An 18,459-nucleotide genomic window follows, 5' to 3' on the forward strand; every position below is an offset into this window, starting at 1 on the left:
CGCCGGGTTCAGCGTCCTTTCGTCCTATCGGCAGACATGGCGGTTGCCGTCCGCCCCGATATAGGTCCCGGTCTGCGGGTCGAAACAGGCATTGGCCGCGCAACTGCTCCGCAAGGGGGTGATGTCGGGATGGATCGACGCGCCAATGGCATTGGCCTCCCGCGCGGCATGGCCGCATAACGGCGTATCGGCGGGGGCGGACGGATCGTTCACCAGCACGGGTTCCGACGGGGTGACCGCCGCCGCCACGGGGGGCGTCGCCGGCGCCGGAGGATGGTGATGCGCCGCGCAGGCCGACAGCAGGCCGACGGATGCCACACGCGCCAGCATGCCCGTCAAGCCACGCCACGCCCCGCGCCGTTTCATGTTCACGCTCTGCCCTGGCACTGCTCTTTCCTTTATCATCACAGGTCCAGACGTCCCTGCATGCTCCGTGTATCACGCTCGGCACGGGCGGCGACCTCCCCATCGACAAAGGTCATGATGACCTGTGCGCCGGGGCGGACTTCCGCCGCCTGCGTCAGCGGCCGCCCCCCACGGTCGCGCACCAGCACGTAGCCACGTTCCAGCACCGCGCGTGGCGACAGGGACTCCAGCCGTCCGCCTTCCCCCTGGACGCGGGCGCGCTGTTCACGCAGCAGCGCCAGCACGGCGGACGCGGACGGACGCAGCGAGCCGACCCGGTTGCGCCGGTCCCGCAGGTATTGCGGCCCCCCGCGCGCCAGACCCGCGGATGCCAGCATCAGGCCGGAGCGTTTCAGCGCGATGATCGTGGCAGGCGTCGGCAGGCGGTCACATGCCGCCTGAAGCCGGGCGCGCCGCCGTTCCAGCAGGGCAGGCAACGCCATGTCGAGGCGATAGCTGCGATCGTCCAGACGGATGCGCGCGGTTTCCAGCAGCGAGGGCAGGTCCGGCAGTCCCGCCGCCGCCCGTCCCAGCCGCGCCCGCCCGAGCTGGAGCACGCGTTCCAGCCCGTTCGACAGGCGCGCCATGCGGTGCGACAGGTCGGCCTCCAGCTCCGCGCGGACCGGTACGGCCATTTCCGCTGCCGCCGTGGGGGTTGGCGCGCGCCGGTCGGACACGAAATCCACCAGCGTCGTGTCCGTTTCATGCCCGACCGCAGAAATGACCGGGATGGTGCATGCCGCCACCGCGCGCAGCACGGATTCGTCGTTGAAGGCCATCAGATCCTCGAGCGAGCCACCCCCACGCGCCACGATCAGGACATCCGGACGCGCCAGCCCCGATCGCCCATCGATCCGGTCGAATCCCGCCACAGCCTCGGCAATGCGCTGGGCCGCCCCCTCCCCCTGCACCGGCACGGGCCAGACCAGCAGGTCACGCGGGAAACGGCGGGCGATGGTGGTGCGGATATCGTGCAGCACCGCGCCCTGCGCCGATGTCACCACCCCGATGACACGCGGCAGGAAAGGCAGCGGACGCTTGCGGTCCGCATCGAACAGCCCTTCCTCCCCCAGACGCAGGCGCAGGCGTTCGATCCGCGCCAGAAGCGCGCCTTCGCCCGCATATTCCAGGCGGTCGATCACCATCTGGTAGGACGAACGCTCCCCATAGGAGGAAATCTTGCCCGTGGCGATGACCTCCACCCCGTTTTCGGGCTTCAGCCCAAGGCGCGAGACGCTGCCGCGCCAAACGACGGACGACAGCTTTCCCTTTTCGTCCTTGAGGGAGAAATACAGATGGCCGGATGAATATCGCTTGAATTCCGTGATTTCGCCGCGCACACGGATACGTCCGAAGGTATTTTCAAGCGTGCTCCGGATCGCACCCGATATTTCGGATACGGAATATTCCGCTATATTGCTGGCGCCGGGCGCGCCGGGTGGGAAGCTGGGTTCATGCATGCCCCGAAGGTATGATAGAGACGCGCATCCCGAAAGGGCGGATTGCAAACAGGAGAATTGATTCATGCGGGTGCTGCTGGTCGGATCGGGGGGGCGTGAACATGCCATGGCAGCGGCGATTGCCCGTTCACCCCTGCTGGATGCGCTGTTCATCGCGCCGGGCAACCCCGGCACCGCCGCGCTGGGCACCAATTGCGACGTCCGCGCGGACGATGTGGCGGGCCTGATCAAACTTGCGCGCGATGAACGCATCGACCTTGTGGTCCCCGGCCCCGAGGCCCCGCTGGTGGCCGGACTGGCCGATGCGTGCGCGCAGGCCGGCATCGCCTGCGCGGGGCCATCGCGCGCGGCGGCGGAGCTGGAGGGCAGCAAGACCTTCACCAAGGAAATCTGCGACGCTGCCGGCATCCCCACCGCGCGCTGGGCACGGTTCGACAATGCCGCCGACGCGCTGGCGCATGTGCGGGCCACGGGCGCGCCGATCGTGGTCAAGGCCGACGGCCTTGCGGCGGGCAAGGGCGTGATCGTCGCGCAGGACCTGGACGAAGCCGAAACCGCCATCCGCGACCTGATGACCGACGCCACGATGGGCGACGCGGGGCGCACGGTGGTGATCGAGGAATGCCTGGTGGGCGACGAGGTCTCGCTTTTCGCCTTCTGCGCGGGCGAGGACGCGGTGCTGATCGGCGCGGCGCAGGACCACAAGCGGATTGGCGATGGCGACACCGGCCCCAACACCGGCGGCATGGGCGCGGTTTCCCCGCCCACCGGATTTGACCGCGCGCGGCAGGAGGCGGCGCTGGATACGATGGTGCGTCCCATGCTGCGCGAGATGGCGCGGCGTGGCACGCCGTTCCACGGCATCATCTTCGCCGGGCTGATGCTTACGCCCACGGGCGAAAAGCTGATCGAATATAACGTGCGGCTGGGCGATCCCGAAGCGCAGGCCCTGCTGATCCGCCTGCAAAGCGACCTGCTGGCCGCCCTTGCCGCCGTTGCGAGGAACCGGCTGGCGGAAACGGACATCCGCTTTTCCGACGAAGCCTCCATCAGCGTGGTCATGGCCGCGCGCGGCTATCCGGGCAGGCCGGTGACCGGGGGCGTGATCGAAGGGATCGCGACGGCGGAGGAAATGCCGGGCGTGCGGGTGTTCCAGGCGGGCACGCGCCTTGATGCCGAAGGACGGCTGGTCGCCGCAGGCGGACGGGTGCTGGCGGTCTGCGCCACCGGCGACACGCTGCAACAGGCACGCGAACGCGCCTATGCCGGGGTGGGCGCGATCCGCTGGCAAGACGCGATCTGGCGCCATGATATCGGCGCGCGCGCGCTGGAACGCATGGCTGGCACCTGACGGGAAGGCTCCCTTTTCCCGTCCCCCCGCCCTTTCCACGAACGTCCCGATCCCGGCCCGCCGGCGCCCAGAATAGCGACATGTCATGCCCCGCGATAAAAAGATACTGATCGAAGGAGAGGGCCTGCATGGCGCGGCCCGGGTACAGGCGATGTGCGCGGTCGCGCTGTCGGTCCTGCTGGCGCTGCTGGATTACGCCATCGCCAACGTGGCACTGCCGACCATCGGGGCGGACCTGCACATCTCGGCCGCGTCGGCGGTCTGGATCATCAATTCGTACCAGCTGGCCAGCGTGATCGCGCTGCTGCCCACGGCGGCGCTGGGCGCGCGGATCGGGTTCGGCCGGCTGTGCCAGATCGGGCTGGTGCTGTTCATCGTCTCATCCCTGTTCTGCGGGCTGTCGCATTCGCTGCTGGCGCTGTCGCTGTCACGCGCGGTGCAGGGCATCGGTGGCGCATGCATCATGAGCGTCAGCATCGCGCTGATCCGTTTCATCTATCCCCATGAAATCATCGGGCGCGGCATCGCCCTGAACGGCGTCATGGTCGCCCTTGGCGTCGGGGCGGGGCCGACGGTGGCGTCCATCATCCTGTCGGTGGCGACATGGCCATGGCTGTTTTACATCAATATCCCGCTGGGCCTTGCCGCACTGGTGCTGGCGCTGATGTCCCTGCCGCGCACCCCCACGCAGAAGGGGACGTTCGACGGAGCCAGCGCGGTCCTCAACGCCCTCGCCTTTGGCGCGATCATCCTGGCGGGCGATTCCATTGCGCACCATGCAAGCACCCTGCAGGTGTGCGCCTTTGCCCTGACCGGCGTCGTGTCGGGCTGGCTGCTGGTCCGGCGGCAGAAGGGACAGGCCCACCCCATGTTTCCCGTCGACATGCTGCGCATCCCGCCTTTTCGCACCGGGGTCAGCATCGGGTTCCTGGCCTTTGTCTCCTCCAACCTGTTCATGGTTTCCTTCCCCTTCACGCTGCAGAACCTGTTCCATTGTCCGCCCGCGGTGGTCGGGCTGCTGATGACGCCATGGCCGGTGGGCATCATGCTGGTCGCACCCGTCATCAGCAGGCTGAGCGATCAGGTCCCCGCGACGATCCTGTCGTCGATCGGGCTGTTCACCACCTCGATGGGATTCCTTGCGCTGTACATGCTGCCCGCCGCGCCGCACTGGTTCGACATTGTCTGGCGGGTGGGGCTGGCGGGCATGGGATTCGGCATTTTCCAGCCCCCCAACAACCGCATCATGATGGTAACGGCGCCGGCCGGGCGTTCCGGCAGCGCCAGCGGCATGGTCCAGGTCTCCCGCCAGTGCGGACAGGCGACCGGGGCGATGCTGGTGGCGATGACCTTTGGCCTGATCGCGTGGCAGCCGTCCATGCGGTGCCTGCAGTTCGCGTGCGTTGTCGCCTTCCTCGGCATGCTGCTCAGCGCGTCGCGGCTGTTTTCCGGGCAGGAAGAACAGGCCTGAGAATATCGTGCAATTTTAAACGTTTTCGGATGTTGCCTTTCATTTGAAAAGGCGACGTCTTTCGAAGCTTTTTGCAAAAAGCTTCACCAAAAACTTTTGATTTTCATCAATCTCCGACGGGGGCTGACCGGCGTCGCGCGTCACCTCATGGGTTCGCGGCGCGGGTCCAGAACCCCGCATGCGCGCGCCCGGCTTCGTCCTCCAGCACGGGACCAACGACGCTGACCTTTCTCTGTCCCCGGGCGAAGACCTCGCGACACGGCAGGGAAAAGGTCGGGTTTTCCGGATGATCCCCGGTGCGGAGCAGAAGCCCGTGTTCCGACAGGGCATAGACGACGCGGCCGATCCCGGTCCAGTAAACCGCGCCCGCGCACATACAGCAGGGCTCGGCGCTGCTGTATAACGTGCATGCCGCCAGTTCGCCGGCCGTCATCCGCCGCGCGGCATCGGCCACCGCGACCAGTTCGGCATGACGCGTCGGATCACCCCCCGGCGGCACGGAATCATTAATCGCGCGGGTAACGACACGCCCGTCCGCATCCGCGACCAGCGCGCCAAACGGATGCCGCCCCATGGCGCGGGCGCGTTCGGACAGGGCAATCGCCTCGCGCAGCAACGCCATGTCCCGCGCGGACAGATCCGCCACCTTCATGAAAGCTGCTGCGCGTTATCGGGATCAAGCTCCTCCTCCAGCGTGGGAATCCGCTCCCCGATCACAAGGTTGAGCAGCACCGCCGAACAGACGCACAGGAACACCCCATTATCCAGGAACAGCCGCGTGACGCCGCTGGTATGGGCGAACAATGTGGGGCACGACATCGGCAGCATGCCAAGCCCCATGGATACCGCCGCGATCATGCCGTTGCGTGTCCCGGCAAAGCGCACATGCGACAGTTCACGGATACCCCCCACGGCCGTCATGCCGAACATCACCAGTGCGCAGCCCCCCAGAACCGGCGCGGGCATCGCCGCGATCACCGCCCCCAGTTTCGGAAACAGGCCCAGCACGATCAGCACGACGCCCGCCGCCGCCACGACAAAGCGGCTTTTGATATCCGTCATCGCGATCAGGCCGGTATTCTGCGTAAAGGCGTTATAGGGGAAGCTGTTGAAAATCCCGCCCAGCATGGTGGACAGCCCATCGGCGCGAAAGGCGGCGATCAGCGTATCCTCGTCCACCCGGCGGTCGATGATGCGGCCCACCGCGATGCAGTTGCCGGTCGTTTCGGCAAGGATCACCAGCATCGTCAGCGTCATGATGATGATGGGCATGACGTGGAAGGTCGGCACGCCAAAGGCCATCGGCATGCTCAGGGCGAACCACGGCGCGTCATGCACGGCCTGGAAGTGGCCCATCCCGCAGGCAATCGCCACGATGCTGCCCACCACCAGGCCAAGCAGCACGCTGATGTTGGAGACAAAACCCGAAAACCCGGCATAGACCGCAAGTGTCACCGCCATCGTCACACCGCCAAGCACGAGATTGGCGGGCGCGCCGAATCCCGGGTCCGATGGCGTCCCGCCCCCCAGCCACACCCCCGCGACCGGGATCAGGGTCAGGCCGATGACCGTCAGCAGGCAACCGGTCGCCACCGGCGGGAAAAACCGCATCAGCCGCCCCAGCGCCGGCGCCAGCAGGAGCGTGCATCCCCCCGCCCCGATGATGGCGCCGAAAATCGCGCTGTTCCCATAGGATTTCCCGATCATGATCATGGATGCCAGCGTCACGAAGGAAGATCCCTGCACGATCGGCAGGCGTGAGCCGATCCTGCCGATCCCGACCGTCTGGATGATCGTGGCGATGCCCGACGTCATCAGCCCTGAATTGATCAGGGTAATTGTCTGGTTCATGTCCAGACCCAGCGTCACGCTGAAAATCAGGGGTACGGCCACGGTGCCCGAATACATCACCAGCGCGTGCTGCAGCCCGAAAGTAAACAGTATGCCCAGCGGAAGGATTTCATCAACCGGATCGGGTTTACGGTGCTGCATGGTGATCCCTGCTTTCAGCATCACGGTAAAATACGACCTGCCCGCAATGGAGATGCGATACCCCAGGAACACGATGTGTCCGCCGGGGATCATGGCTGGTCATGGGAAATATGGCAGGCCGCCCCCTCAGGGGCTGTTTGAAAAGGCAGGCCCGACAATCCCCTGAAACCATAAGGGTTCCTGATGAGGCTTTTTCCCAAAAGCTTCGAAGGATGCCGCCTTCCTGAAAAAAGGCGGCACCCGGAACCCTTTTGTTATTTTCTGGCACGAGGCTGTTTTCAAACAATCTCTCAGAAAGAGGTCGAAATCGTTCCCGTCATGCTAAAGCGCGGCTCCACCATGAAGGAGTTGCCATTCGCGCTGCGTGCCGCGGCACTGCCGTAATTGACGTTGTATCCACCCTGGTTGCCCGCGGTATAGATCGCGCCCATCGCGCCGGTGCGCACGATCGACCCCGTCAGGTTGGAGAAGTTCAGGCGGAATGTCGGGGATTTCGCGTACATGAAGGGCTTGAAGTGATAACCCAGCGACAGCGTATCGGTGACATAGCCGGGGATGCGTTCGCTGTTATCCAGCGCCACCGACTGCGGACCGGTGTAATGCACGCTCGCATTCGCGAAGAAGCCCCGGTATTTGTACGTCAGGCCAAAGTTCGCCATGACATGCGGCGCCATGATCGCCTGCTGTCCCTTTGCCCGGATCAGGTTGCCATTGCCATCGGTCACGTTCGAATCCTGCGTCGCATGCAGGTACTCGAACGAGGCATAGGGGCTGAAGCCGTAATAGGACCGCCCCGCCACCATGACGTCAAAGCCACGCATGGTCTGGTTGCCGCCTTCGATCGGGGCGTACTGGTTCGCGCCGATATAGGTATCGAGGATACGGTTGGTCACGTTGTAATTGAACAGCGCAAGGTCAACCATGACGTACTTGTCGTGGTAACGGTATCCCAGCTCTTCCTTGATGGAATACTGGTTCTTCAGCATTTTCGAACCCGGCGTGGTCCAGCCAAGGTCAACGGCGCTCGGCTCACGGTAATCGCCCTCGGCGTTGACGTAGATCTGGTGATGTTCGTTGAACTGGTAACCGATCGACAGCTGCGGCAGCGGTTCGGTCGTGTTCGCCTCGGTCCGCGCGCCGGTATAGTTGGAGCTGTGGTTCATCCACTGCTTGTTCCATGCGTTGGACATCACGAACTTGAAGCCCGCATGGATCGTCAGCTTGTCGTTGAAATACTTCGCCGTGTCCTGAATGAACAGGGAGTGAAGCTCATACCCCGCCGTCTGGCCGAACACCTCGTTGCCATTGATCTGGTACTTCGACCAGTTGGGGCTGGGATCAGCACCGTTCGCCATCGTGGCGCTGAGTGGATAGGACTGGATGGTCTGGGCATTTTCATACCAGTAGCCCAGCGACAGATGGTTGTGCTGATCGACCTGGTAATTCAGCTTGGCCACCGCGCCGACCTGCCGCACCTCGTTCTGCAGGAAGTAGTTGGTCAGGTTCTGGTTACTGGCGATCGTGCCATTGCCGTAATAGGCCGTCGAATTTCCGAACAGGGTGCTATAGGATCCATCGGCCGCGGTCGTGCCGCCGGGCGATCCGTCCCATCCCTGTCCGAAACTGAAATATGGCTGCAGGTCCAGGCTGAATCGCGACGGTAGCACCACATGGATCGGCGCGGTCAGGAATATCTGGTTCCAGTGGTCGTTATTGTTTTTCCAGTAATTGTCGCTGCTGGGATTGGAATTGCGTCCATACCCCTCGCCCGTATGCTTGTAATTGTAGAACGCGGTCGCATCGGGATAGGAATCGATCGTGAAATCCTCGTAATTCCACGACAGGAACAGGCGCGCGGTCGAACCGTTTTCCCAGTCCTTCTGCAATCCGAAATCGATATGCCTGCGCTGGTTAATGCCCGATCCCATCCATGAACGCGCATGCGTGTTGGAGAACGAGAAATAGCTGCGCAGGCCCGTCTTGCCGATATCGCCGCTTTCCAGACGGATGAACTCACGCGACATGTTGTTCGTGCCGTACGAAAAATCCATCATGCCGCCCGCCTTGTGCGACGCGATATGCGATTTTTCGTTCATGACGCCACCTGCCGCCGACATGACCGGCAGGTCCGTGCCCGCGCTTCCGGGCGTGACCTCCACACTGTCGAGGTCTTCGGAATCGATGTTCTCCGCCAGGTATTTCGCCGCCGCCGCCGGCGCGCCATCAAGCATCAGGCCCATGTCCAGATCGGTCAGGCCGCGCACCTGAATCTGACCACCTTCCATCCCTTCTGAATCCGGTGTGGTCACATTCAGGCTTGGCAGGTTCTTGACCAGATCCAGCCCCGTGCTGGTGGGGCTGCGCATTTCGATATACTGCTTTCCCACCGTCTGGACCGCATGCGGCGCGGTCTCCAGACGCATCATGCCACCCCCGCCATCATTGGCGTCACGGGTGCGCAGAACGCGGATGACTTCGGGGGTATCGGGTATCGTCGCGGCAGGTGCGGCCGCTTTGGCAGTGGCCGGATGGGCGCCTGTCGCGCGACGGGCATGCGATGGCGCATGCGCCGCGGCATGATGCGACGTGGCGGTTGTCGTCGCGGTGGTGGACACGGGCGTTGCCGCATGCGCCCCCTCCATCATCCCCGCCGCTGCAAGTCCCGTCCCAACAAGACACGACACCGCGCACAGACGCGCGCGCAACCCTGTTCGATATTTTTCCATAATGCCCCTGTCCCCCCTCACGCGGATGCGTAATGACCCGCCATTCATCACGATGCCACCGTGTGCAGGGGCGAATGCCCCTGATTGCGTGGCGCGGTCAGGACAACGGCCGACAACATGGCTGACTTTGGCAAGACACCGTATTTCAGCGTAATCTTCATCCGTCCCCCCGAACAACGTTACTTTCCCGAACCGGTTTGCAGGATTCATGCCTCCCCCGAGGTTTTCCATCCGGCCGGCCATCCAACGGGCATTCCCCGTTATCATGCCCCGGTACTGCACGGGCGCCGCGCATCCGGTGACCTGACACATGATGGGATCGAATACCTGCGAACCTCTTGTTGAGGTAAAGGAAATGGGAGACGGGGGGAAAGGGTAAAAAAGGCAACAGGCTGTTCATGTACCCGCATGGACGGCAAACCGGCGCGATACGGAAGGACGGATATTTTTCCGATCGGTCCGGATCGAAAGGACCAGCCCGGAATCGGCGGATTTATAGGCCTGTTTTTACTGTGTTTGCAGGCAGTGATCCTGCATGGCACGGAGAAAACCGGTCTATTTTCACCAAAGGTTACCCATGCCCTTACATCCCTTTGCAAAACAGGCAACAGCGCGTTTCTTTTTTCCTTACACGGACTGAATCCTGGAATTCATCCGACCATGACCGATCTCGTCGTTGACTCGTAAAAACAGCGAATACATGCCCTCACAGGAACCATATCGCGTCAAAACCAGCCTGTTTCCGGTTATATGGACAGAGATCAGATTGAACGGGAAAGACGTTTCTATATGGAAACGAAACGGCAGAAACCGTCATCCCCGACCGGAATCATGGCGGGATCGGAAACATCCGCCCGATGATCATGAACGCGATTCCGTTTCGAATCGCGGTACGATATCCATGGCCTGTTCTCATTCGCGCACCTGATGCGCATCAGGAAAAGGAAGGATCCATTTCCATACGGGCGGACACGAAAGCGACCGCGACAGTCACCGCCGCCACGCGCTTCCCGCCCTTCCCCTGACCCGCACCGAAACCGGCCACCGCCCGCGTCTTTGCCGGCATGATGGGGCTGAAATACAAAAACGGCCCTTCACACTGTCCGGGAACAGGTGAAAGGCCGTTTTTCATATCCAGCCGTGACAACAGCCAGGCCAGAAAACCTTACTGCGCATCCATGAACTGGTCATTGCCAATGATACCCAGCTTGGTCACGCCCAGACGCTGCGCATCAGCCAGCACATGGGCCACCGTCTTGTAATTGGCCAGACGGTCGGGATGGATGTGCATTTCCGGCTGGACCGGCATGGAAGCCGCCTGGACGAAATGGGCCTGCAGCGCGGCTTCGTCCGGCACCGGTTCGCCATTCCAGGTAATCGTGTTGTCAAAATCGATCGCCACCGTATCAACCTCCGGGTCCGGTTCGGTGGTTGGCGGCGGATTGCCCTGCGGCAGATCCATTGAAACCGAATGGGTCTGCATCGGGATGGTGATGATCAGCATGATCAGCAGCACGAGCATGACGTCAATCAGGGGCGTGGTATTGATATCGACAATACCTTCGTCCTCTGTCGTGCTGCTGGACCCGACATTCATGCCCATGGCGCGTATTCTCCCAATAGTGGCCGGGAACCGATCCCGGCCGGGAATGGATACCGAGGATCAGCCGTGGGGCTGTTCGGTAATGAAGTCAATATGAATGATGCCCGCCTGCTGACAGGCCGCGATAACCTTGCCGACGGCCTCGTACTTGGCCGCCATGTCGCCACGGATCTGGATCTGCGGCTGCGGTTTCTGCATCGCGGCACGTTCCAGATGCGTTTCCAGGTCGGCATAGCTGGTAAGGGGAGTTTCCCCCCAGTATGCCTGTCCCTTCGACGTCACCGCGATCACGACGTTATCAAGCGCGGTGCGGGTCGGCTGGTTTGCATCCATCGGCAGTTTTACCGTGATGGTGTGCGTCGCGACTGGAATCGTGATCAGAAAGATGATCAGCAGCACCAGCATGACGTCGACAAGCGGTGTGGTGTTGATGGCCGACACCACCTCGTCTTCATCGCCGCCACCTCCAACTTGCATTCCCATGATCAGGCCACCCGATTGTCAATAGTCGTCGTTGTAGGAGAGTTGTCCGGACGAACCGCAATCGTGTCCTGCGGATCGGTGCCATGACGATAACCGCCCAGCAGGATGGACTGCAAGTCAGCAGCGAAGTTGCGGACCTGATCCATCGCGCCCTTGTTGCGGCGGACCAGCAGGTTGTAGCCCAGAACCGCCGGAACCGCGGTGCCCAGACCGATGGCCGTCATGATCAGCGATTCACCGACCGGACCCGCGACCTTGTCGATCGACGCGTTGCCCGCGATGCCGATCGCCGTCAGCGCGTGATAGATGCCCCACACCGTGCCGAACAGACCCACGAACGGGGAGGTCGAACCCACCGTCCCGAGGAAGGCGAGGCCACCCTGCAGGCGCGTCTGGATCAGGTCGACCGAACGCTGGATCGACATTGTCGTCCACGAATGCAGGTCGATGGATTCCTGCATCGTGCCTTCATGATGCTCGGCCGCCTTCACGCCGGTTTCGGCGATATAGCGGAAGGGCGAGCTTTCGGGCAGGGCGTCCGCGCCCTGACGGATCGTCGGCTTGGTCCAGAACTTCGCCGCCATGTCCTTCGCCGCGGCGAAAAGGCGGGCCTGCTCAAAGAACTTCTTGATCATGATGAACCAGGTGCCGACCGACATGAACACCATGATCAGCAGAACACCACGGGCGATGAAATCGCCATTGGCCCACAGGGCGCCCAGACCATACGGGTTCCCTTCGGGGGCGGGCGGTGCCTCCGGCGCGGGGGCGGGTGCCGCAGGTGCTGCATCCGGGGCCGGGGCGGCCGCGGTCGCGTCGGTGGGCGCCGCATCAGCCGGCGCCGCCGGTGCGGCATCCGCCGCGGGAGCGGCCGGGGCATCACCCGGGGCCGGGGTGGAAGCCGCGCCCGTCCCGTCGGTCGGCGGCGCGGAAACCGCCGGGGCCGCGGCGCCATCGGCGGGCTGGGCTGCGTCCTGCGCCATCGCCGCCAGCGGGGAAGAAACGCACAGCATGGCGGCGAAAGCTGCCGAGGTGATGAGAGCGTGTTTGCGATGCAGTCTGATCATTTACTCAGGATCCTCTAGACAGGACGTGTTGTTTTAGAAGGTGCGGGGGACTGCGAGCCCCCGCATCGCAACATGGGCTGATACCGCCACGATCAGTCGTTCAGGCTGAAGGTAATGGTATAAAGGTGATGGAATTCCTTGACCGGCACACCGTTTTTCACGGCCGGCGCGTAACGCGACTGACGCACGGCACGCAGTGCGGAATCGGCGAATGCCTGCCCACCCTTCACGCTCATGACCTGACAGTTGCTGGTGGCGCCGGTGGTTTCAACGTCGCAGGCAACCGTGACCACGCCTTCGCGACCCGCATCCGACATTTCTTCCGGATATTCGGGCACCACATGGTTCAGCGGCGAGGAACCGGCCATGTGATCGGCCACTGGCGGCGCGTCGGAAACCGGCGTGTTCGATGACGGCGGCGGCGTGACCTTTGCCGGCGGCATGGGCTTGGGCGGCTTCTCATGCGTCACGTGCTTGATCGGCGGCGGCGGCGCCTGCACCTGAATCTTGGGCGGCGGGATATAGGGCGGCGGCGGCTGCGTGATCACCGGCGGCGGCGGCGGCGGCGGCGGCGGTGGGGGCGGCGGCGGCGGCTCCTTGATGACACGGGCCTGCACGGGCGGACGCTGCGGCGGCGGCGAGGACTTGGGCGCGCCAAGGCCATACATCAACGCCATGACAAGAGCGCCCTCGAAAATTAAAACGACGCCAAATATTATGGCCTTCTGTAATCGATTATCACTCTGTTCCGCGTACGTCATACCCATACCTCATTCAGAACGGCATAGTTGATGGAGGTTATAGAAAAAGCTTCTGATGTTCTGATTTGACCAAACACTACGGGAGTATGACCAGATATCCACGAAACGCCTGACTGGATCGGACTGGGTCTCCCCGACATTCCTTCAGGCGGATAGCGTCATTTTCACAATTCCCAGGGATCGCCACCGATAACGGGCCAGAAGGGCTGGCAAACAGTCGCGAGGCCGGCAACCGGTTCCTCCTTGGCAAGGAAAGTCGCTTGTCCATCATGATTTATCCATAAACATCCATAAACATTATTAACTCCCCGAAATCAACCTTGTTCATGGCCGAAACGGCATGGGAGGACGCGTGCCATGTTCGTGTATCGATTACCGAAAATAACAAACCGGAAACGTCATCCCCACCCGATGAAAACTGATTTTGCCAGCTTGAGCAAAAACCCGCCGCAGTCAAGCTAAGGGATAACAATTAATGGAAAAAACACGCACGAGACATCCCCCGCAACCCACTTTCGCGCATCGTTGATCCCACCATGTCCGCGCATCGTCCTCCCGTCGGCGCGGGTACCCCGCAACGTTACCAGAGGCAGGCCCGCGCGGCCCCCGGCCTGCCATCACGTTTCTTGCACAGAATGACAACCTTACGGTTTTCAGTTTCGCTTACGAAACGATTCGTGAGACTTTTGCAGCTGATTCCCCATCACTTTTCGTTATTACACGATTTATTCAGGAATCCCCGTCACACTGTTCACGTCCATGGCCACTGGGGCACAGGGATGCGGTGTGAAACGCATCATACAGCAACTTTTATATTTACGGCCATCAAAATCATTACTGGATGCACCATCACAAACCGTTACATGCCCGTCCGTCAGGTGCGGCAGAAGGCCGGCAGTCGTTGCGGCTGGTCCTGCTCGGCGCTGGCCTCCCCCTGTTTCACCAGTTCCAGGCAGGCCGTGAACGTGCTTGTCCATGCCGACCTCCGGCGCATGGGCGGACATCCCCCCTCCTCCCGCGCGGGGAGGGGCAGCATCCGGTCCAGCGTAACGGGGCCCGATGCCGCCGCCAGGCTGTGCCGTACCCGCACGCGGGCGTCCTCCACCGAAAACAGGTCCAGTTGCACCGGCACGTAATGGGGTTCGGGCGGCGGTACGCCCCAGTTCCCGTCAAAGACCGCAAGGCATCCCCACAGGAACTCGATCCGGTCGATTTCCCATTCGGGCGGCTGATCGGCGATGGCGTCGGGCCCGGCCGCCCCGTAAACATGGATGTCATGTCCCAGCTGCGGCCGGGCCGACAGCCATGCGGCCGCGCGCGCCGCCTCTTCCGCCGCCAGCAGCCGGGCGCGCAGACGCGTCACCTCGTCCGTCGCCTCCTGCTGGCGCGGGTCGTCCGCCGGCAGCAGCAGGCGGGAGCGAAGCAGCAGCAGGCCCGACACCATGACCGCCCATTCCGCCCGGCGCCCCAGCGGAAGGGCGGGCGAGGTGCGGATCGCGACCGTCAGCTGGTCCACCAGCGCGACAAGATCCAGCGAACGGATGTCGATGCGCCGCGCCTGCGCCAGCGCCAGCAGATGGGTCAGCCCACCCTGATACGCGTCCAGGCGGATGATGGGGTCGGTACCGCCCTCCTCCCCGAACAGGTCGTACTGTCCCATTACGTCATGTCCTGCCGCGACAGCACGAAAGTCATGTCGGGCCACCGCGTCCGCAATGCCGCCACCAGCGGTTCCGGGACCTCCGCCCGCGGGGTGAAAAAGCCATATACGACCGGCCTGTGGCCACCGGGCAGGCGACGCCCGGCCTTCCGTCCCACCAGACGCCGCGCGTCGCGCGGGACCTCCGCCGTGCCCCAGTGCCGCAGCAGCCATGAAACCGCGTCGGGATGGGTCGCCCCCAGCCGCAGGATGGCGGGCGGGACCGGGACCAGAGCATGGAAATCAAGGACGCAGGGACGATCCGTGCGCATCAGGTTGCGGGCATGCCGGGTCTCGGCCGCGTCGCGGAACTGGCGCGCCAGTATCCGGCACCCCTCGATCGACAGGCCGCGACGGGTATGTTCGGACGCGCCATCGCCAATCGCCAGCGCGAACATGTCCTCTTCCACCCGTTCCCCGTCAAAGGGCCACGGCACCAGGCCGGGCCCGCGCGCGGCCGCCGCGAAATCGTCCACTGCCTGCCCCGGCCCATGGACCAGCAGGTGCCACCACTGCCACTGTCCCGCCTGCGTCGTCCCGCGCCACGCGGACAGGGGACGTCGCCCCCGCCGCCCGCGCGAAGGCTGCGGCTGGTCCGCGATGTCGTCCGGCGTTTCATCCACCCTGGCCGGTGGCAGGTCCGCCCACGGGAAACGCAGGTTTTCCGTCATGACGCGCTGATCCGGACATAGGCCATCATGCCGCGCGGATCACGGTGGCGGGTGTGGCGCCGTATCTCCTGCGCATCCACCCCGCGCGTCAGGGCGTCGACGATATATCCCGCCCGCAGGGCATGCGCGCTGAGGCGCGCGACGCATGACGGGTCGATATCGGCAAGTGCCGCGCGCCGCTGCAGGATACGGTTCACGGCAAAGGGCGTCAGCGCCCTGCCCCCCGCGCGGCCACCCTTGGAGATGGGACGAAACAGCGGCCCCGTCTGGCGATGCGCCACCTTCTGCCATGCCGCGAAGGCACGGGCGGGACACAGCAGCGGGTCATCCGGACGCTGCGGCATGGTCACCGCCGCCGCTCCCTCCACGTCGCCCTGGTCGCCATGATGGAGATGAAGGATTACGGCATCGTGCGTCACGCGTACGTCCTCCACCATCAGGCCCACCAGCTCGGAACGACGGAGCGCCCCGGCAAACCCGAAGATCAGCAGGCAGCGGTCCCTCAGGCCACGCGCGCTGGCATCACAACGTTCCACCATCACCCGTAACTGCGCCGCCGTCAGGATTTCCGGTTCCGCCGCGACCGGGGGCTGCGCCGCCTGCAGCGCCTCGTGCAGGGCGGCGCGGATCACGGGATCGCTGACTTTCCACGGCAGGTTGTTGAAACGATGCATCTTGCCAATGGCCGCCAGACGCCGCCGGATCGTCGCGGGGGCATATTCGCGCAGGGAGCGCAGATAGGCCGCGACATCGGCGGCGGCGGCCGGCACCGCCCGCACGTCGTGGCGTTCGCACCACGCCGCGAAATGGGTCCAGTCCGCGCGATAGGCACGCAGCGTCGCCAGCGCCTGTGGCCGTGCCCCGGGTGCCGGATCCGACGCGGGAGCCGACGCCGCGACCGTTGCGGGGGCGTCATGTGCGTTCATGTCGCGTTCCATCGACGACAGGACCGTTCAGACAAGCGCCATGCGATCGACATCCACCATCCCGAAATCCGTAATCTTGAGATGCGGTATCACGGGCAGCGGCAGGAACGCCAGTTGCAGGAACGGTTCATCCAGAACGCATCCCAGGCCACGCGCCGCGGCACGCAGGACCTCCAGCCGGGCCGCGACCTCCTCGAACGGGGCGTCGCTCATCAGGCCCGCGACCGGCAGGGGCAGGTCGGCGACCACGCGTCCGTCGCGCACGACGACAAACCCGCCGCCCGTCGTCTCCAGGTGATTGACGGCTGTGGCCATATCCTCCCCATTGATCCCCACGACACATATATTATGGCTGTCATGCCCGACCGAGGAGGCAAGCGCCCCCTCCTTCAGCCCGAATCCCTGCACCAGACCGCGACCGATATTGTCGTTACGCCCATGCCGCGCCACGACGCAGATCCGCGCGATGTCACGCCCGGGATCGGCCTGGACCACCCCATCGCGCACCGGCATGTCGGCACGCAGGAAACGGGTGATGATCTGGCCGGGGATAATGCCGATGACCGGCGCGTTCTTCCCGTCGCCCGCCTGCGCCATGTCGGCCGCGTCCACCGGGGCGGGCAGCGTGACACTGTTCATTCCCACCGGGGCGATGCATTCACGCGCCGCGAACAGGGCGTCATTGACCAGCCGTCCCGCCGCGATCACGTCGGACACGCGACATTCCCGCAGATCGTCAAGCAGCACGATATCCGCCCGCCATCCGGGCGCGATCATCCCGCGATCACGCAGCCCGAACGCCCGCGCGGCGCTGAGCGAGGCGCTGCGATAGGCGGCAAGCGGTTCGACCCCCTGGGCGATCGCAAGGCGGATCAGGTAATCCAGATGCCCCTCATGCGCGATTTCCAGCGGATTGCGGTCATCGGTGCAGAACGCGAAGAATGGCGACGTCGCGGGCGTCAGCAGCGGGGCGAGCGCGCGCAGGTCCTTGCACACCGATCCCTCGCGGATCAGGACCGTCATGCCCTTGCGCACTTTCTCCAGCGCCTCGGCAGCGGTCGTGGCCTCATGATCGGTTGAAATCCCCGCCGACAGGTACCCGTTCAGCGCCCTGCCGCGCAGCAGCGGCGCATGCCCGTCGATATGCCCCCCGGCAAAGGCCGCCAGCTTTTCCATGCAGCCGGGATCCGCGTTCAGCACCCCCGGCACATTCATGAATTCCGCCAGCCCGATCACACGCGGATGGTCACGGCAGGCCACGAGGTCCGCGGCACCCAGACACGCGCCAGAGGTTTCCAGCGCGGTTGACGGCACGCAGCTCGACAGGTTGACCCGCAGGTCCATCGCCACGCGCGACGCGGCCTCCATGAAATAGTCCAGCGCCGCGCGCCCCAGCACATTGGCCATTTCATGCGGGTCGCAGATGGCGGTCGTCACCCCGTGCGGCAGGACGCAGCGATCGAATTCGAACGGCGTGACAAGCGAGGATTCGACATGCAGGTGGGTGTCGATGAAGCCCGGCACCGCGATGCGGCCATGCGCGTCGATGACATGCCGGCCCTCGTAATGTTCCAGCGTGCCGACGATGGTGTCGCCACAGATGGCGATGTCGCCCTCCAGCAGTTCGCCCGTCACCAGATCGAACAGGCGCGCGTTACGGATGACCACATCGGCGGGTTCGCCACCACGGCCCTGCGCGATGCGCGCGGAGATCTGCGAAGATGCCATATTCCTGTCTTCCGTCCTGATTTTCCTGTCCTTTTATCCTACTCCGCCCCGATGCTGATACGGCGCGCGTGGATTTTTCACATCCTCTTGTCACCTGTCATTGGCGATTGACAATG

General features: G+C 63.9%; 15 protein-coding genes. 2 read left to right on the forward strand and 13 right to left on the reverse strand.

The features are described 5' to 3' along the window. Nucleotides 1-24: 24 nt before the first annotated feature. On the reverse strand, nt 25-330 hold the full coding sequence (locus tag CFR71_RS05110; protein WP_206057954.1) for a BA14K family protein: 306 nt from the start codon (nt 328-330) through the stop codon (nt 25-27). Between the two features lie 74 nt (nt 331-404). Then, a complete protein-coding gene (xseA, locus tag CFR71_RS05115; protein ID WP_110528024.1) occupies nt 405-1,865 on the reverse strand; it encodes an exodeoxyribonuclease VII large subunit in 1,461 nt (486 codons plus the stop codon). A 64-nt stretch (nt 1,866-1,929) separates the two neighbouring features. Between xseA and purD the strand changes: the two genes are divergently transcribed. After that, nucleotides 1,930-3,216 (forward strand): phosphoribosylamine--glycine ligase, encoded by a 1,287-nt coding sequence (gene purD, locus CFR71_RS05120; protein ID WP_110528027.1) that lies wholly within the window; start codon nt 1,930-1,932, stop codon nt 3,214-3,216. A gap of 85 nt (nt 3,217-3,301) precedes the next feature. Further along, nucleotides 3,302-4,687: an MFS transporter gene (locus tag CFR71_RS05125; protein ID WP_110528029.1), complete on the forward strand. Its 1,386-nt coding sequence runs from the start codon at nt 3,302-3,304 to the stop codon at nt 4,685-4,687. Between the two features lie 145 nt (nt 4,688-4,832). Here the strand turns inward: CFR71_RS05125 and CFR71_RS05130 are convergent, their stop codons facing one another. The 11 genes from CFR71_RS05130 to ade all read right to left on the reverse strand — a co-directional run bounded on the left by CFR71_RS05130 (nt 4,833) and on the right by ade (nt 18,343). Then, nucleotides 4,833-5,339, reverse strand: coding sequence for a nucleoside deaminase (locus tag CFR71_RS05130; RefSeq protein ID WP_110528032.1), 507 nt, complete (start codon nt 5,337-5,339; stop codon nt 4,833-4,835). After that, nucleotides 5,336-6,646: a nucleobase:cation symporter-2 family protein gene (locus tag CFR71_RS05135; protein ID WP_110528528.1), complete on the reverse strand. Its 1,311-nt coding sequence runs from the start codon at nt 6,644-6,646 to the stop codon at nt 5,336-5,338. Before CFR71_RS05135 ends, CFR71_RS05130 begins: the two co-directional genes overlap by 4 nt. 323 nt (nt 6,647-6,969) lie before the next feature. Next, the gene (locus CFR71_RS05145) at nt 6,970-9,405 is read right to left on the reverse strand and encodes a TonB-dependent receptor (protein ID WP_110528037.1); all 2,436 of its coding nucleotides are present in this window, start codon (nt 9,403-9,405) and stop codon (nt 6,970-6,972) included. Nucleotides 9,406-10,570: 1,165 nt separating this feature from the next. Then, on the reverse strand, nt 10,571-11,008 hold the full coding sequence (locus CFR71_RS05160) for an ExbD/TolR family protein (protein ID WP_110528047.1): 438 nt from the start codon (nt 11,006-11,008) through the stop codon (nt 10,571-10,573). Between the two features lie 60 nt (nt 11,009-11,068). Further along, the gene (locus tag CFR71_RS05165; RefSeq protein ID WP_110528050.1) at nt 11,069-11,491 is read right to left on the reverse strand and encodes an ExbD/TolR family protein; all 423 of its coding nucleotides are present in this window, start codon (nt 11,489-11,491) and stop codon (nt 11,069-11,071) included. Nucleotides 11,492-11,493: 2 nt separating this feature from the next. Further along, the gene (locus tag CFR71_RS05170) at nt 11,494-12,558 is read right to left on the reverse strand and encodes a MotA/TolQ/ExbB proton channel family protein (protein ID WP_110528053.1); all 1,065 of its coding nucleotides are present in this window, start codon (nt 12,556-12,558) and stop codon (nt 11,494-11,496) included. 92 nt (nt 12,559-12,650) lie between these two features. Next, a complete protein-coding gene (locus CFR71_RS17120; protein WP_110528056.1) occupies nt 12,651-13,325 on the reverse strand; it encodes an energy transducer TonB in 675 nt (224 codons plus the stop codon). 868 nt (nt 13,326-14,193) lie between these two features. Next, the gene (locus CFR71_RS05180) at nt 14,194-14,979 is read right to left on the reverse strand and encodes a hypothetical protein (protein WP_110528059.1); all 786 of its coding nucleotides are present in this window, start codon (nt 14,977-14,979) and stop codon (nt 14,194-14,196) included. After that, complete coding sequence (locus tag CFR71_RS05185) at nt 14,979-15,689, reverse strand: hypothetical protein (protein WP_110528062.1); 711 nt, start codon at nt 15,687-15,689, stop codon at nt 14,979-14,981. The genes CFR71_RS05180 and CFR71_RS05185 overlap by 1 nt, the downstream gene beginning before the upstream one ends. Further along, the gene (locus CFR71_RS05190; RefSeq protein WP_110528532.1) at nt 15,686-16,615 is read right to left on the reverse strand and encodes a tyrosine-type recombinase/integrase; all 930 of its coding nucleotides are present in this window, start codon (nt 16,613-16,615) and stop codon (nt 15,686-15,688) included. Before CFR71_RS05190 ends, CFR71_RS05185 begins: the two co-directional genes overlap by 4 nt. Nucleotides 16,616-16,642: 27 nt before the next feature. After that, entirely contained in the window at nt 16,643-18,343 is a 1,701-nt protein-coding gene (ade, locus tag CFR71_RS05195) for an adenine deaminase (protein ID WP_110528065.1), read from the reverse strand. Nucleotides 18,344-18,459: the final 116 nt, after the last annotated feature.

Origin of the sequence: Novacetimonas pomaceti (assembly GCF_003207955.1) — a bacterium.
Classification (GTDB): Bacteria; Pseudomonadota; Alphaproteobacteria; order Acetobacterales; family Acetobacteraceae; genus Novacetimonas; species Novacetimonas pomaceti.

Excerpts from the sequence above, each read along its gene's own strand:
- CFR71_RS05130 (WP_110528032.1), bottom strand. The coding sequence starts at position 5,339 with ATGAAGGTGGCGGATCTGTCCGCGCGGGACATGGCGTTGCTGCGCGAG.
- CFR71_RS05125 (WP_110528029.1), top strand. The coding sequence starts at position 3,302 with ATGCCCCGCGATAAAAAGATACTGATCGAAGGAGAGGGCCTGCATGGC.
- CFR71_RS05145 (WP_110528037.1), bottom strand. The coding sequence starts at position 9,405 with ATGGAAAAATATCGAACAGGGTTGCGCGCGCGTCTGTGCGCGGTGTCG.
- ade (WP_110528065.1), bottom strand. The coding sequence starts at position 18,343 with ATGGCATCTTCGCAGATCTCCGCGCGCATCGCGCAGGGCCGTGGTGGC.
- CFR71_RS05180 (WP_110528059.1), bottom strand. The coding sequence starts at position 14,979 with ATGGGACAGTACGACCTGTTCGGGGAGGAGGGCGGTACCGACCCCATC.
- purD (WP_110528027.1), top strand. The coding sequence starts at position 1,930 with ATGCGGGTGCTGCTGGTCGGATCGGGGGGGCGTGAACATGCCATGGCA.
- xseA (WP_110528024.1), bottom strand. The coding sequence starts at position 1,865 with ATGCATGAACCCAGCTTCCCACCCGGCGCGCCCGGCGCCAGCAATATA.
- CFR71_RS05160 (WP_110528047.1), bottom strand. The coding sequence starts at position 11,008 with ATGGGCATGAATGTCGGGTCCAGCAGCACGACAGAGGACGAAGGTATT.
- CFR71_RS05110 (WP_206057954.1), bottom strand. The coding sequence starts at position 330 with ATGCTGGCGCGTGTGGCATCCGTCGGCCTGCTGTCGGCCTGCGCGGCG.
- CFR71_RS05170 (WP_110528053.1), bottom strand. The coding sequence starts at position 12,558 with ATGATCAGACTGCATCGCAAACACGCTCTCATCACCTCGGCAGCTTTC.
- CFR71_RS05185 (WP_110528062.1), bottom strand. The coding sequence starts at position 15,689 with ATGACGGAAAACCTGCGTTTCCCGTGGGCGGACCTGCCACCGGCCAGG.
- CFR71_RS17120 (WP_110528056.1), bottom strand. The coding sequence starts at position 13,325 with ATGGGTATGACGTACGCGGAACAGAGTGATAATCGATTACAGAAGGCC.
- CFR71_RS05165 (WP_110528050.1), bottom strand. The coding sequence starts at position 11,491 with ATGGGAATGCAAGTTGGAGGTGGCGGCGATGAAGACGAGGTGGTGTCG.
- CFR71_RS05190 (WP_110528532.1), bottom strand. The coding sequence starts at position 16,615 with ATGAACGCACATGACGCCCCCGCAACGGTCGCGGCGTCGGCTCCCGCG.